Annotated in this window: 15 protein-coding genes; 3 read left to right on the plus strand and 12 right to left on the minus strand. The window is 62.8% G+C overall.

Features of this window, described 5'->3' with window-relative positions; all coding sequences use genetic code 11:
• The 7 genes from acpP to DENOEST_RS10520 form a co-directional block, all read right to left on the minus strand.
• Positions 1–240, minus strand: coding sequence for an acyl carrier protein (gene acpP, locus DENOEST_RS10490; protein WP_145770918.1), 240 nt, complete (start codon positions 238–240; stop codon positions 1–3).
• A gap of 135 nt (positions 241–375) precedes the next feature.
• Entirely contained in the window at positions 376–1,116 is a 741-nt protein-coding gene (gene fabG, locus DENOEST_RS10495) for a 3-oxoacyl-ACP reductase FabG (protein ID WP_145770919.1), read from the minus strand.
• A gap of 10 nt (positions 1,117–1,126) precedes the next feature.
• Complete coding sequence (gene fabD, locus DENOEST_RS10500; protein ID WP_145770920.1) at positions 1,127–2,059, minus strand: ACP S-malonyltransferase; 933 nt, start codon at positions 2,057–2,059, stop codon at positions 1,127–1,129.
• 14 nt (positions 2,060–2,073) lie between these two features.
• On the minus strand, positions 2,074–3,042 hold the full coding sequence (locus DENOEST_RS10505; protein WP_145770921.1) for a beta-ketoacyl-ACP synthase III: 969 nt from the start codon (positions 3,040–3,042) through the stop codon (positions 2,074–2,076).
• Positions 3,039–4,073 carry a phosphate acyltransferase PlsX gene (gene plsX, locus DENOEST_RS10510; protein WP_145770922.1) on the minus strand — a complete coding sequence of 345 codons (1,035 nt, stop codon included), beginning with the start codon at positions 4,071–4,073 and terminating at the stop codon, positions 3,039–3,041. The genes DENOEST_RS10505 and plsX overlap by 4 nt, the downstream gene beginning before the upstream one ends.
• 64 nt (positions 4,074–4,137) lie before the next feature.
• On the minus strand, positions 4,138–4,317 hold the full coding sequence (gene rpmF, locus DENOEST_RS10515) for a 50S ribosomal protein L32 (protein ID WP_145770923.1): 180 nt from the start codon (positions 4,315–4,317) through the stop codon (positions 4,138–4,140).
• A gap of 23 nt (positions 4,318–4,340) precedes the next feature.
• Positions 4,341–4,871 (minus strand): YceD family protein, encoded by a 531-nt coding sequence (locus DENOEST_RS10520; RefSeq protein ID WP_145770924.1) that lies wholly within the window; start codon positions 4,869–4,871, stop codon positions 4,341–4,343.
• A gap of 29 nt (positions 4,872–4,900) precedes the next feature.
• Here DENOEST_RS10520 and DENOEST_RS10525 point away from each other — a divergent pair, with 29 nt between their 5' ends.
• Both DENOEST_RS10525 and DENOEST_RS10530 read left to right on the plus strand, forming a co-directional pair.
• The gene (locus tag DENOEST_RS10525; RefSeq protein WP_145770925.1) at positions 4,901–5,479 is read left to right on the plus strand and encodes a Maf family protein; all 579 of its coding nucleotides are present in this window, start codon (positions 4,901–4,903) and stop codon (positions 5,477–5,479) included.
• Positions 5,479–6,222 carry an SAM-dependent methyltransferase gene (locus DENOEST_RS10530; protein ID WP_145770926.1) on the plus strand — a complete coding sequence of 248 codons (744 nt, stop codon included), beginning with the start codon at positions 5,479–5,481 and terminating at the stop codon, positions 6,220–6,222. The genes DENOEST_RS10525 and DENOEST_RS10530 overlap by 1 nt, the downstream gene beginning before the upstream one ends.
• 12 nt (positions 6,223–6,234) lie before the next feature.
• Here the strand turns inward: DENOEST_RS10530 and DENOEST_RS10535 are convergent, their stop codons facing one another.
• The 5 genes from DENOEST_RS10535 to DENOEST_RS10555 all read right to left on the minus strand — a co-directional run bounded on the left by DENOEST_RS10535 (position 6,235) and on the right by DENOEST_RS10555 (position 10,463).
• Positions 6,235–7,182 (minus strand): S49 family peptidase, encoded by a 948-nt coding sequence (locus DENOEST_RS10535; RefSeq protein WP_145770927.1) that lies wholly within the window; start codon positions 7,180–7,182, stop codon positions 6,235–6,237.
• Between the two features lie 47 nt (positions 7,183–7,229).
• Complete coding sequence (locus tag DENOEST_RS10540) at positions 7,230–7,886, minus strand: HAD-IA family hydrolase (protein WP_145770928.1); 657 nt, start codon at positions 7,884–7,886, stop codon at positions 7,230–7,232.
• 17 nt (positions 7,887–7,903) lie between these two features.
• On the minus strand, positions 7,904–8,677 hold the full coding sequence (locus tag DENOEST_RS10545) for a glucose 1-dehydrogenase (RefSeq protein ID WP_145770929.1): 774 nt from the start codon (positions 8,675–8,677) through the stop codon (positions 7,904–7,906).
• A gap of 66 nt (positions 8,678–8,743) precedes the next feature.
• Positions 8,744–9,430 carry a hypothetical protein gene (locus tag DENOEST_RS10550; RefSeq protein ID WP_145770930.1) on the minus strand — a complete coding sequence of 229 codons (687 nt, stop codon included), beginning with the start codon at positions 9,428–9,430 and terminating at the stop codon, positions 8,744–8,746.
• A 49-nt stretch (positions 9,431–9,479) separates the two neighbouring features.
• Positions 9,480–10,463: an RluA family pseudouridine synthase gene (locus DENOEST_RS10555; protein ID WP_145770931.1), complete on the minus strand. Its 984-nt coding sequence runs from the start codon at positions 10,461–10,463 to the stop codon at positions 9,480–9,482.
• A gap of 450 nt (positions 10,464–10,913) precedes the next feature.
• Between DENOEST_RS10555 and DENOEST_RS10560 the strand changes: the two genes are divergently transcribed.
• The gene (locus tag DENOEST_RS10560) at positions 10,914–13,706 is read left to right on the plus strand and encodes an Rne/Rng family ribonuclease (RefSeq protein ID WP_145770932.1); all 2,793 of its coding nucleotides are present in this window, start codon (positions 10,914–10,916) and stop codon (positions 13,704–13,706) included.
• Positions 13,707–13,851: the final 145 nt, after the last annotated feature.

Genomic DNA, 13,851 nt, shown 5'->3' on the forward strand with positions numbered 1-13,851 from the left:
TTACTTCTTGACGTTGTTGTTGACGTAGTCGATGGCCTGCTGGACCGTGGTGATCTTTTCGGCCTCTTCGTCGGGAATCTCGCACTCGAATTCCTCCTCCAGGGCCATCACCAGCTCCACGGTATCGAGGGAGTCCGCGCCCAGATCATCCACAAAGGACGACTCGTTCTTGATGTCGGCCTCGTTTACGCCCAACTGCTCGGCGACGATTTTCTTGACGCGTTGTTCAACATTCTCCATTTTGTAGCTCCTTCCCTGATTTATCGGGTGTGGTGAGAAAAAGAAGTCGGGCCTGGCGCGAGAAATCGCGTTACGCCGCAACAGCCTGGCTAGTTTACCAAAAAGCGTTACCGCGCCAGTCTCGGCAACAGGGGTTCAACACATGTACATACCGCCGTTGACATGCAACTCGGAACCGGTGATGTATCCAGCCCTGGGACTGGCCAGAAACGCCACCACCGCCGCCACCTCGTCGGCCTGGCCGAGACGATTGAGGGGAATCTTGCCCAGCAGGGCGTCCCGCTGGGCATCGGGCAAGGCACGGGTCATGTCGGTATCGATGAAACCGGGGGCCACGCAATTGACCGTAATGTTGCGGCTGCCCAGTTCCTGGGCCAGTGCTCGGGTCATGCCGGCCACACCGGCCTTGGCGGCGGCATAGTTGGCCTGCCCCGGATTGCCGGCGGCCCCCACCACGGAGGTGATATTGATGATGCGGCCGGATCGGGCCTTCATCATGCCGCGCATCACCAGCTTGCACATGCGGAACACCGACTTCAGGTTGGTGTCCGCCACGGCATCCCACTCTTCGTCCTTCATCCGCATGGCCAGATTGTCACGGGTAATGCCGGCATTATTGACCAGCACGCTCACCGAACCATATTTTTTCTCGATCTCCGCGATCAGGGCCTCGCCCGAAGCGCCATCGGTCACGTTCAGCACCGCGCCCCAGCCGATGACGCCGGCGGCATCCAGAGCCTTCTGGATATCGGTGGCGCCCTCCTCTGAGGTGGCGGTACCGATCACCGTAGCGCCCTGGGCGCCCAGTTCCAGGGCAATGGCACGGCCGATCCCACGGGAAGCGCCGGTCACCAGCACAATCTGACCTTTCAACATATTCCGTTCCTTAACCCGCCACGGCGGCCAGGGCCGCTTCGATTCCGGCCAGATCGGCCATGGCACCACCGACCAAGCCGTCGGCGCAGCGCTTGGTCACCCCGGCCAACACCTTGCCGGGACCACACTCATAGACATGACTGACGCCTGCCGCCTGCATGGCCCGCATGATTTCCACCCAGCGAACCGGGGCAGCGGCCTGGCGCACCAGGGCGTCCTTGATGCCAGCTGGATCACTGACCGCAGCCACATCCACGTTATTGACCACTGGGATCGAGGGAGCGGAAAAATCCAGCGCCGCCAGCCGCTCCTTGAGCCTTTCGGCCGCGGGCTGCATCAGGGAGCAATGGAAGGGCGCGGATACCGGTAACATCACGGCCCGCTTGGCTCCCTTGGCCTTGCAGGCATCGGCGGCCCGCTGTACGGCGGCGGCATGGCCGGCGATCACCGTCTGTTCCGGGGCATTGAAATTGACGGCCTGCACCACCTCGCCCTGGGCACTTTCAGCGCAGACAGCCTTGATCGCTTCAACGTCCAGCCCCAGGATCGCGGCCATGGCACCAGTACCTGCGGGCACGGCTTCCTGCATGGCCTTGGCACGCAGTTCCACCAGGGGCACTGCATCCTTCAGAGACAGCACGTCAGCCGCCACCAGGGCCGAATACTCCCCCAGGCTATGACCCGCCACCATGGTCGGCAGGGCACCGCCCTTTTCCAGCCACAGGCGCCAGGCGGCGATACCGGCAGTGAGCATCAGGGGCTGGGTGTTCACGGTCTGACTGAGGGCCTCGGCGGGGCCTTCCGCCGCCAGTTGCCAGAGGTCACGCCCCAGGGCTGCGGAAGCCTCATCGAAGGTGGCACGGATCACGGGGCTGTCGCCATAGGCATTCATCATGCCCACCGACTGGGAGCCCTGGCCGGGAAAAACGAGCGCAAATTTCATGTCGTTCTTGGAGATCAGAAGGTAAGGAGGGAAGCGCCCCAGGTGAAGCCGCCCCCTACGCCTTCCAGCAGAATCGTGTCGCCCCGCTGGATGGTGCCGGCCCGAACCGCTTCGTCCAGGGCCAGGGGAATGGACGCCGCCGAGGTATTGCCGTGGCGATCCACGGTGACGATGCATTTCTCCGCCGGCAGGCCCAGTTTCTTGCCGGTGGCCTGGATGATGCGGACATTGGCCTGATGGGGAATCAGCCAATCCACTTGTTCGATGGTCTTGCCGGCGATTTCCAGGACTTCATGGGCCACCTCTGCCAGGACCCGCACGGCAAACTTGAACACGGCCTGCCCGTCCATGCGCAGAAAGGGATCGCCGATGGGCAAACCGCCACAGAGGTGGCCGGGCACCGACAGGATGCCGTGATGGGAACCGTCGGCATGGAGGGCCGAGGAGAGAATTCCTGGCGTATCGCTGGCTTCCAGCACCACGGCGCCGGCACCATCGCCGAACAGGACGCAGGTGCCCCGGTCCTTCCAGTCGAGGATGCGGGAGAACACTTCAGCGCCCACCACCAAGGCACAGCGGGTGTCGCCAGCGCGGATGAATTTCTCGGCAATGGACAGGGCGTAGGCGAAACCGGTGCACACCGCCTGCACGTCGAAAGCCGGCGAATTATTGGCCACGCCCAGCTTGGACTGGAGAATGGCCGCCGTGCTGGGGAAGATGTAGTCCGGCGTGGAAGTGGCGACGATAATCAGGTCCACCTCGTCCGGCCGGCGACCGGCGGCCTCCAGTGCCCGGCGGCAGGCTTCGGCGGCCAGGTCGCTGGAAGCGACGCCGGCCGGCGCCAGATAACGGAAGCGGATGCCGGTGCGATCAACGATCCAGTCGTCGTTGGATTCCAGTTGATGGGCCGCGATCAGGGCGGCATTGCTGATCGGTTCCCCCGGCAGATAGCTGCCGGTGCCTGTAATCTTTGCGTGGTTCATGCGGTGGCGGTAGCGGAAACGGTTGAGGCCGTCATGGCGGCCATGCGGCTGACAATTTTGTCCGTCAACCCGTTGCGTGCCGCCTCGGCGGCACGATCCAGGGCACAACGGAAAGCATAGGCATCGGCCGAGCCATGGCTCTTGAAAACAATGCCATTGAGTCCCAGCAGACCGGCGCCATTGTAGGCGCGATGATCGAAGCGCTGCTTGAAGGCCTTGAGCACCGGCATCGAAATCAGAGCGGCAAGCTTGGTCAACAGGCTGCGGGAGAATTCCTCTTTCAGACCGCCGGCAATCATGGTCGCCAAGCCCTCCGACGCCTTCAATACCACATTGCCCACGAAGCCGTCGCAGACCACGATATCGGCGGTGCCCTTGAAGATGTCGTTGCCCTCGACGTTGCCGATGAAATTGATTCCGCTATCCCTTAGCAATTCTCCGGCCTGCTTGACGATGCCGTTGCCCTTGATGTCTTCTTCGCCGATGTTTAACAGTCCAACGCTGGGGCGCTCCCGATGCTCCAGGACGGACACCAGCACCGATCCCATGATGCCGAACTGCAACAGGTGCTCCGGCTGACAATCCACGTTGGCCCCCAGATCCAGCACATAGACATGGCCGTCATGGGTCGGGAGGATGCCGGCGATGGCGGGCCTGTCGATACCAGGCAGGGTTTTCAGGACGAAACGGGAAATCGCCATCAGGGCACCGGTGTTGCCGGCAGACAGGGCTGCATCCGCAGTGCCATCCTTGACCAGATTGGCACAGACCCGCATGGAGGAATCCCGTTTGTTGCGCAGGGCGGAGGCCACGGGCTCGTCCATGGCCACCATCTCGCTGGCGTGACGAAGCGTCAGACGAGATCCGAATTCGGCCACGGCGGACGACACCAGGGGGCGAACTACCTCCTCCCGCCCCACCAGGATGACTGAACTGCCGACGTCGCGCCGCAGAAATTCCAATGTCGCAGGAATCGTGACCACTGGACCGTGGTCACCCCCCATGCAATCCACCGCGATGGTTATCGCCATCGAATTGATATCAAGAAAAAAGGCCGAATGCGATCGACGCATCCGGCCATTTCGATCCGGCGGATTATTCGCCCTTGGCCTTGATGACCTTCTTGCCGCGATAAACGCCGGAAGGGGAGATGTGGTGACGCAGATGAGCCTCGCCGGTGGTGGGCTCCACCGCCAGGGGCGGGTTGGTCAGGAAGTCGTGCGCACGATGCATGCCACGTTTGGAGGGGGACTTCTTGTTCTGTTGAACGGCCATTTCAGACTCCTTGCATTAAATCGTTACTGCTTCTTCAGCTTTGCCAGCACCGCGAACGGCGATGGCTCCTGTTCATCCTTCAGCGGCCTGGGCGGTTCACAACGCCCATGGCGGGGAACCAGCGGCAATGCCAGCAACACCTCGTCCTCGATCAGCGGCAGCAAAGCCAGTTCACTTTCGGCCTCGATGGCATCGGCACTATCGTCTTCCAGATCATCCTCGGGCCACGGGGCGCCGGGAGCAACCAGCCGAAGTCGGGCCGCCACATGCAGCGGAACCGCCATTCCTTCCAGACAGCGCTGACAGCGCAACACCACCTCGCCATCCACGTTGATCATCAGGAAGCTTGCCCCCTGAAGATCACGCTCTCCCTGCACCTCGTAACGCAAGGCACCGGCATCATCCACCAGCACATCACTCAGTCGAAGCAGCGCCGCCACTGGAATCGAGCCGAATATCCGGCCCCCGTCCCGGGCGAATTCGAGACTATCGACAACCGTCCCGGAGAGATCCTGTCTAGGCTTCTGCGACATAAAGGGCGCGAATGCTATCATGCCGGCCCTTTCCTAGTCAAAACAGAAACATGCGCCGGCTTGTCCTCGCCTCCACTTCCACCTTTCGCCGGGAACTGCTGTCCAGGCTCCAACTGCCTTTCGAAACCGCCGCACCGGACACCGACGAGACCCCCCTGACTGGCGAAGCCCCTGCTGCCACGGCGGAGCGACTGGCGCTGGCCAAGGCCCAGGCGGTCGCAAGCCGGTTCCCCGGCGCCCTGATCATCGGCAGCGACCAGGTAGCCTTCCATGGACACCAGCGTTTCGGCAAGCCGGAAACACGAGAGAATGCCAGCAAGCAGCTCCGGGCCATGAGTGGAAAAGCGGTGATTTTCCATACCGGTTTGTGCTTGCTCAATACTGCCACCGGACGTAGCCACGTGCGAGGCATTCCCACCGAGGTGCATTTCCGCGAACTGTCCGACGCCGAGATCGGCCGCTATCTGGACAAGGAGGACGCCCTCAACTGCGCCGGCAGCGCCAAGTCCGAGGGCCTGGGCATTTCCCTGATGGAGGCCATGCGCGGTGACGACCCCAACGCCCTGGTGGGCCTGCCCCTGATCGCCCTGTGCCAGATGCTGCGCGCCGAAGGGCTGGAACTACCCTGATGGCGGGAACCCTTTATCTGATCCCCGTTGCCCTGGGGGATATTCCCTGGTCCCTTTTCCTTCCCGCCGGCACCCGGGAGCGGGTCTGCCAAGTGGACCATTTCGTCGTCGAGAACGCCAAGACGGCTCGGGCCGAACTCAAGCGCCTGGAGCATCCGACACCCCTACGGGACATCGCCATCGAAGCCCTGCCCGAACAACCGACCACCGCCGACCTGGAGCGCCTCCTGGCGCCGCTCATAGCCGACCATGACCTAGGCCTGATGTCTGAGGCCGGCTGCCCTGGCGTGGCCGACCCTGGCGCCCTGCTGGTGCGCCGCGCCCATGAACTGGGCATCGTGGTACGCCCCCTGGTGGGCCCGTCCTCCCTGCTGCTGGCCCTGATGGCCTCCGGCCTGGAGGGCCAGCGTTTCGCATTTCATGGCTATCTGCCAGCGCGGGAGCCGGAACGGGGGCAGCGGATCGTGGAACTCGAACAGGACTCCCGACGGAATAACCAGACCCAGATGTTCATCGAGACACCCTATCGCAACGGCGCCCTGTTCCAGGCCCTGCTCCAGCACTGCCAGGGAACGACCCGGCTGTGCCTGGCGACGGATATCACCCTGCCTTCGGAATCCATATCCACCCGCACCGTGGCCCAGTGGAAAAAATCGCCGACGCCGGATATGGAGCGGCGCCCGACGGTGTTTCTATTGCTGGCCGAGGGCGAGTCCCGCCAGGCAAGCCGGCGGCGGAGCTGACCCCCTTGGAGCCTATTTCAGGCTGAATCGTACCAGGGCGCTGGCCGCACCTTCCGCCATGTCGGCGCCGAAACGCTGTGCGAACTTCTCGGCAAAATTGGGTTTCACCGTGTAGTCGCGAATGTCCTCGGCCTTGATCACGTCCCGGGCCACGGACTCCACCGTGCCAAAGGCGTCCGCCAACCCCAGTTCCAGACTCCGGGCACCGGACCACATCAGGCCTGAAAACATATCGGGAGTCTCCTTCAGGCGCTTGCCCCGCCCTTGCCGCACCACATCGATGAATTGCTGGTGAATTTCGTTGAGCATCTGCTGGGCATGCTCCTTGTGTTGGGCATTCTGGGGAGAGAAGGGGTCCAGGAACCCCTTGTTGGTCCCCGCAGTCAGCAGCCGGCGCTCCACTCCCAGCTTATCCATGGTCCCGGTAAAGCCAAAACCATCCATCAGCACGCCGATGGAACCCACGATGCTGGCCTTGTCCACATAAATCTGGTCGGCGGCGGTGGCCACATAGTAGCCACCGGAGGCGCAGATATCCTCGACCACGGCATAGACCGGCACCTGGGGAGACTTGGCCCGCAGGCGGCGCACTTCGTCATTGATGATTCCGGCCTGGACCGGGCTGCCACCCGGACTGTTGATCAATAGGATCACGCCCGCGGTGCCCTTGCTCTCGAAGGCCGATTGCAGGGCACTGATCACGTGCTCGGCGCTGGCGTCGGACTTGGCCGAGATCACGCCGGCGATCTGAACCAGGGCCGTATGGCGCCTGCCTTCCGCCAGCTTGTCAGTCTCTCCGCCCCAATCAGCCAGCAGGGCCAGCACCACGCCCAGGTAAAGAAAACCCAGGACTTTGAAGAAAATGCCCCAGCGGCGGCGGCGGCGCTGCTCCACCAGGGCATCATGGGCAAGTTTTTCCAGAATCTGGCGTTCCCAGCGGGGTTCAGAGTTGTCACTCACGGCGGCTTCGGCACAATAGGTCAGGGGGGCGCAGTATACCTGCCGGGTCAGCCATGGGCCCGCAGCCAGGCAGCCAGTTCCGGCACGGTGTCGGCGCAATGCAACGGCGCCTCCGTCTCCAGCGCCTGGCGGGCGTGGGCGCCGTAGCTCACCGCCAGGGCCGGCACCCCGGCATTGCGAGCCATTTGCAGATCATGGGTGGTATCCCCGATCATCAGCGTCGCCCCGGGCAGGATGCCAAACTCAGCCATCAGTTCCTCCAGCATCTGGGGATGGGGCTTGGAAAAACACTCGTCGGCACAGCGGGTGCCATGAAAAAAATCACCCAGGCCGCTGACCCGCAGAGCCCGATCCAGCCCCACACGGCTCTTACCCGTAGCCACGGCCAACAAGTGACCTGCCCGGCTCAGTTCTTCCAGCATTTCGGCGACGCCGACAAACAGGCTTAGATCCAGATCGCGGGACAGATAGTGATGGCGGTAGCGTTCGCTCATCTCGCCATAGCGCTGGGGTTCCAGATCCGGCAGGGCCAGGGACAGTGCATCGATCAGGCCCAGGCCGATCACATGACGAGCCCGTGCATCGCTGGGCGGCTCGAAACCCAGATCCTGGGCCGCCAACTGGATGGCGGACACGATAGCGCCCGCCGAGTCCATCAGGGTGCCATCCCAGTCGAATACGATCAGGTCGAAGGTCTTGGGCAAGAACGTTCTCCAGGAAATCAGGACATTGGTAGCGCGGCCTGACGAAGGCCTGCCTGCCAGCCGCCGTCGGCGAGGAACTCCGAACCGGTCGTGTAGGAGGCCTCATCGGTGGCCAGAAACAGGGTCACATAGGCCACCTCGTGGGGTAGGCCAACCCGGGGAATGGGCATGTTGCTGTAGTAGGCGTCCATGTTGCGGGGGTCCTGATTCTGCTCGGAACGGCCGCCCATGTCGGTGAAAATCCCCCCCGGATGAACGGTATTGACGCGGATGCCGTAGGGACCCAGCTCGATGGCCGCAGCCTTGGTCAGACCGCGAACCGCCCATTTGCTTGAGGCGTAGGCGGACAAGCCGTTCTTGGCCTGGAAGCCGTCGATGGAGGAGATATTGATAATGGAACCCTTGCCCGCAGCCTTCATGGGCTCAATCACGGAACGGATACCGAGGAAAGTACCCAACTGGTTCACGCGGATCACCTGCATGTAGTCCTCTTCGGTCATATCCTTGAGCGCCTTGGGATTCAAGATCGCCGCATTATTGACCAGCACGTTGAGGGGGCCGAAGGCCTGGGCGCGGGCAACCGCCTTGTCCCAGTCGGTCTGCTTGCTCACGTCCATATGAACAAAGGTGGCATTGGGCCCGAGTTCCTTGGCCAGGGCCTCGCCCTGAGCATCGAGCAGGTCGCCGATCACCACCCTGGCGCCGTTTTCCACAAACAGGCGCACCGTGGCTTCTCCCATCCCCTTGGCGCCACCGGTAACGATGGCGACCTTTCCATCCATTCTGGCCATGATTGACTCTCTCCTGATTGATTCGACTACTGAATGATGTTCAAGTGCCGCCAGGGCTCCGACGCCTCAATCGAAATTGAATTCGCTCATGGGGCCAGTCACCATGCGCGAGTGGTCACAGAAACCCGGCAGGTCGGCATACATTTCCTGCACCATCTCGGACGAGCCGAAATAGCGATTTTCATCGGTGAAGTCGCGCAGTTCGCGAAAATGCTCCGAGACAATGGCGCGATAGGGTGGCGCCCCCGGCGTCAGCGGACGCGCCACGGCGTTGCGGACGTAGGACCAGCGCAGGGGATGAAGGTCGAAGGAAATGGCGGAATGCTTCACTTGCCAGTTGTAATAGAAGTCCGCCTCGCTCACGCCTTCAGGCTTGGCATGAGCGGTGAACTGGGTAACACCGGGGCGGCGTGCGCCATCGGCCCAGCCCCGGGTGAAAGGCTGCACCACGGATTCGGTGACCAGATAGCCGTCGCATCGGCTCGCTAGCGCTGCCAGCAGGGGTTCCACCACGCCGCGGGCATCGACATTTTCCAGCCAGAACTGCACCACCCCCGCCAGGTTATCCCAGGGACCGGCGATACGGCCGGGAGCCGCGGCACGCACGGCTTCGTCCAGATCGGATACCAGCACGTCGATGTGCCGCGCGCCGACCCGCTGCATGGCGGGCACCACCTGGCCCAGCATCTGATTGGTGAAATCTTCGTTGCTCAACCCCGGCTTTCGCTGCAACAGATAAACCAGCTTCTCCATGGAAAATCCTCCCTGTCGGTTTTGTGGGTTCTATCGAACCATAATCGTTCTATTCGGACGCTTGAACTGTCGCGCCCGGCCAGTGGCCTGTTCTTTTTTCGTTCTGGTCCAGGTGAACCAGGAAGGCGGTCAGTTCCGGTGGCAGTGGCGCCGCCAGAACCAACGGATCGCCGCTGAGCGGATGCGGTAGGGCCAGGTGCGCAGCATGGAGGAACATGCGCTTGAGGCCGGTCTTCTGCAAGGTCTTGTTGAGGGCAAAGTCGCCGTATTTGTCGTCGCCGGCTAGGGGAAAGCCCAGATGGCTCAGATGGACGCGGATCTGATGGGTCCGCCCGGTCTTCAGCTCAACCTCGACCAGGCTGAAATTTTCCCAGCGCGCCACCAGGCGCACGATGGAATGGGCTTCCTTGCCCTCGGCGGACACACTGACCCGACGTTCCCCCTCCTCGGTCAGGTATTTCTGCAGGGGGAATCGGACATGCTGCTGTGCATTCAGCCAGCGCCCCTTGACCAGGGCCAGGTAGCGCTTGGAAATACCGCCATCGCGAAACATGTCGTGGAGACGCACCAGGGCGGCCCGCTTCTTGGCCACAATCAACAATCCGGAGGTGTCCCGGTCCAGACGGTGGGCCAGTTCCAGAAACTTGGCCTGGGGGCGGGCGCGCCGCAGCTGTTCGATCACGCCGAAGTCGACACCGCTGCCGCCATGGACGGCCACGCCGGCCGGCTTGTCGATGACCAGCAGGGCCTCGTCCTCATGGACGATGGTGAAGTCCCGGGCGGGCACGGCCGGCCGGGAGGTTTTTTCGCTCAGCCGCATGGGAGGGATACGTACCACGTCCCCCTGCCGCAGACGATAGTCGGGGCCGATCCGGCCCTTATTGACCCGTACCTCGCCACTGCTCAGGATGCGGTAGATATGGCTCTTGGGCACCCCTTTGGCCAGACGAATCAGGAAGTTATCCACCCGCTGCCCGGTGTGCTCTTCTCCAACTTCGAGAAGGGTTGCGGAATCTTTGCTTAAGCCATTCATTTTGAAATACAATGCCTGCGCCGTTTCTTGACGGTGTGCCCGACGACCCGAAGCGGCGGCGGCGGCGCTAGTCCAGAGATGTTGTCTTACCCTATGGCCGATCGATCGAATCGATCGATAAAGAATGGCCGGCGGATGTGGCAGGGGAGTGAAGAGGTGAGCCACGCGACTTGTCGCGTCATCGCCCACTCCGGCAACCCAGGGTATCTCGCTCGCCCGAAGCAGCGATACTACTTCAAATTGCGCGCAATACAGGCATCCACGATTGCTTTGCGCTGCTTACACCCCATGGTGAAAGCAGCGCAACCCGAACTACCGACAAACCCGAAACCGCTTGCTTACAGGCCTATGAACCAGCCTTCAACACTGCAAACACGGTCCGCGCCGTCAGCCACTTAACCGCCTGGCGGCATGCGGTTTGTCGTGCCCTGCTTGCGCGCGGGAGCACACATGAAACGCATGCTTTTCAATGCGACGCAGGCCGAGGAACTCCGCGTCGCGATCGTTGATGGTCAGAAACTGATCGACCTCGACATCGAATCGGCCGCAAAGGAACAACGCAAGAGCAATATCTACAAGGCGGTCATCACCCGCATCGAGCCCAGTCTCGAAGCGGCGTTCGTTGACTATGGCGCCGAGCGCCACGGCTTCCTGCCCTTCAAGGAAGTCTCCCGATCCTATTTCAAGGCCGACATGGAGCCGGGCCGCGCCCGTATCCAGGACGCCCTGAAAGTGGGCCAGGAACTGATCGTCCAGGTCGAGAAGGACGAGCGTGGCAACAAGGGCGCCGCCCTGACCACCTTCGTTTCCCTGGCCGGCCGCTATCTGGTGCTGATGCCCAACAACCCCCGGGGTGGCGGCGTTTCCCGTCGCGTCGAGGGCGAGGAGCGCCAGGAACTGCGGGACATCATGGACCAGCTCGATGTCCCCGGCGGCATGAGCCTGATCGCCCGCACCGCGGGCATCGGCCGCGGCCTTGAGGAACTCCAGTGGGACCTGAACTACCTGCTGCAACTCTGGGGTGCCATCGACGGTGCCGCTCAGGGCCAACCCGGCGCCTTCCTGATCTACCAGGAATCCAGCCTGGTGATCCGCGCCATCCGCGACTACTTCCAGCCGGACATCGGCGAAATCCTGATCGACACCGACGACATCTACGAACAGGCCCAGCAGTTCATGGCCCACGTGATGCCGGGCACGGTGAATCGGGTCAAGCGCTACCACGATGACGTGCCCCTGTTCTCCCGCTTCCAGATCGAGCACCAGATCGAATCTGCCTACTCCCGCCAGGTGACCCTGCCCTCCGGCGGCGCCATCGTCATCGATCACACGGAAGCCCTAGTTTCGGTGGACGTGAACTCCGGCCGCGCCACCAAGGGCAGCGACATCGAGGAAACCGCCTTCCGCACCAACTGCGAGGCCGCCGACGAGATCGCCCGCCAGTTGCGCCTGCGGGATCTGGGCGGCCTGATCGTGATCGACTTCATCGACATGGAGAGCAGCAAGAACCAGCGCGAGGTGGAAAACCGCCTGCGTGACGCCCTCCATCACGACCGGGCCCGAGTCCAGACCGGCAAGATCAGCCGCTTCGGCCTGCTGGAGCTTTCCCGCCAGCGCCTGCGCCCGGCCCTGGCCGAGACCAGCTACATCACCTGCCCCCGCTGCACCGGCACCGGCCACATCCGCTCCACCGAATCGGCGGCCCTGCACATCCTGCGCATCCTCGAAGAGGAGGCCATGAAGGAGAACACCGGCGCCATCCACGTCCAGGTTCCTGTCGATGTCGGCACCTTCCTGCTCAACGAAAAGCGCGGCGACATCGCCCGCATCGAAATGCGCCACCGGGCCAATCTGCTGATCGTTCCCAACCGCCATCTGGAAACACCCCAGCACGAAATCGTGCGACTGCGCCATGACCAGTTGAACCTGGAAGACATCGCGCTGGCCAGCTACCAGATGGTGGGCAAACCCGCCGAGGAAGGCTATCTTTCCCCCGCCGCCCAGAACGAGGTCAAGCCCCCCAAACAGGAAGCCGTCGTCAAGGGCATCACCCCGGAACAGCCGGCACCTATCGTCGAACCCAGGTCGGCGGCTCCCCACACGGCGGAACGCCCGGCCCAGCCCGGCATTCTCGCCAGGATCATCGCCTGGTTCACCGGCGACAAGGAACAACCCCAGCCGGTTGAGGAAAAGAAACCGCAAAAAACCGGACGTCGGGACCGTAACGAACGCGGTGAGCGGGGCGACCGCAACGGCAGGGACCGGAATGGACGAGGCCGCCAAGGTCGCGAGGGTCGTGAAGGTCGCGAAGGCCAGGGCAACCGCGAAGAGCGCCAACCCCGGGAAGGCACCGAGCGCAAGGAACGCAACGAGCGGCCCAAGCGCGAGGAAGCCCAGAACGAGGGCGCACGGGAACCCCGCCGCCAACGTGGTGAGCGTGGCGAAAAGACCGGCGACAAAAACGAGCGTGCCGAGCAGACCGAACGTCCGGAAAAGGCCGAGCGCGGCGAACGGGGCGAACGCGGAGAAAGAAATGAACGTCCGCCCCGCCAGCCTCGTCAGCCCCGTGCCGAACAGGCCGAGCAACAGGTAATTGCCGAGGGAAGCCAGATTCAGGGTGCCGCAACGGCCGATGACAACGAAGCCCAGAGCGAGCGCCGACGTGGTCGCCGGGGCGGCCGCGGCCGGGGGGAGCGTCGCAACGAGGAAACCGGTGCCAGGGAAACCATGGCCCCAACCGCTGACACTGCCGCGACTGGCGAACTGGTGGAGCCGATAGCAGTGGCACCTGCCGTTGAATTAACCAGGGAGACCGAGGCCGTCGCCACAATGACGGCAGAAGCCACTCCGAAAGAGCAAGCTTCCGTGACTGTGGAAGCCGTGATACCGACTCCAGCCGTTGCCCCCCCCCCGGTTGCAGCCCGCGCCATCGAGGCTCCAGTAGCGGTAGCCGCAGCAGAGCCCGCGGCTCCCGCTCAAGCTGAGAAAATCATCGAAGCTGAACTGGCGCCAGTAGCGGAAGTGGTGGCACCGGCCATCGAGCAGCAGCCGGCAGCAGCACCGGCAAAGCGTGAAGCCGAACCGATCGACCTGAGTCAGGCAGGCTTGGTCATGATCGAAACGGTGAGCAGCCGTCCTGCCTCCGCACCAGTCGCAGTGGCAACCCAGCCTCTGGGCCGCAAACCCAAGCCGGTGCAAGTAGTGGCCGACGAACCCTTGCAGATGGTGGAAACCCGCCACTGATCGGCAAACGGTCATTGGCAAGAATGGGCGTCCCGATGGACGCCCATTTTTTTGGAACCTCAGGTTGAGAGCACCATCCTGCGGGAGGCAAGTGAAACTACCATGTCCATCCAACAAAAAAGGCCCCGCAGGGCCTTTTTCATTC

This window comes from Denitratisoma oestradiolicum, assembly GCF_902813185.1.
GTDB classification, from domain to species: domain Bacteria; phylum Pseudomonadota; class Gammaproteobacteria; order Burkholderiales; family Rhodocyclaceae; genus Denitratisoma; species Denitratisoma oestradiolicum.

Coding starts and splice junctions, on each gene's coding strand:
- acpP (WP_145770918.1), bottom strand. CDS start 240: ATGGAGAATGTTGAACAACGCGTCAAGAAAATCGTCGCCGAGCAGTTG.
- fabG (WP_145770919.1), bottom strand. CDS start 1,116: ATGTTGAAAGGTCAGATTGTGCTGGTGACCGGCGCTTCCCGTGGGATC.
- fabD (WP_145770920.1), bottom strand. CDS start 2,059: ATGAAATTTGCGCTCGTTTTTCCCGGCCAGGGCTCCCAGTCGGTGGGC.
- DENOEST_RS10505 (WP_145770921.1), bottom strand. CDS start 3,042: ATGAACCACGCAAAGATTACAGGCACCGGCAGCTATCTGCCGGGGGAA.
- plsX (WP_145770922.1), bottom strand. CDS start 4,073: ATGGCGATAACCATCGCGGTGGATTGCATGGGGGGTGACCACGGTCCA.
- rpmF (WP_145770923.1), bottom strand. CDS start 4,317: ATGGCCGTTCAACAGAACAAGAAGTCCCCCTCCAAACGTGGCATGCAT.
- DENOEST_RS10520 (WP_145770924.1), bottom strand. CDS start 4,871: ATGATAGCATTCGCGCCCTTTATGTCGCAGAAGCCTAGACAGGATCTC.
- DENOEST_RS10525 (WP_145770925.1), top strand. CDS start 4,901: ATGCGCCGGCTTGTCCTCGCCTCCACTTCCACCTTTCGCCGGGAACTG.
- DENOEST_RS10530 (WP_145770926.1), top strand. CDS start 5,479: ATGGCGGGAACCCTTTATCTGATCCCCGTTGCCCTGGGGGATATTCCC.
- DENOEST_RS10545 (WP_145770929.1), bottom strand. CDS start 8,677: ATGGCCAGAATGGATGGAAAGGTCGCCATCGTTACCGGTGGCGCCAAG.
- DENOEST_RS10550 (WP_145770930.1), bottom strand. CDS start 9,430: ATGGAGAAGCTGGTTTATCTGTTGCAGCGAAAGCCGGGGTTGAGCAAC.
- DENOEST_RS10555 (WP_145770931.1), bottom strand. CDS start 10,463: ATGAATGGCTTAAGCAAAGATTCCGCAACCCTTCTCGAAGTTGGAGAA.
- DENOEST_RS10560 (WP_145770932.1), top strand. CDS start 10,914: ATGAAACGCATGCTTTTCAATGCGACGCAGGCCGAGGAACTCCGCGTC.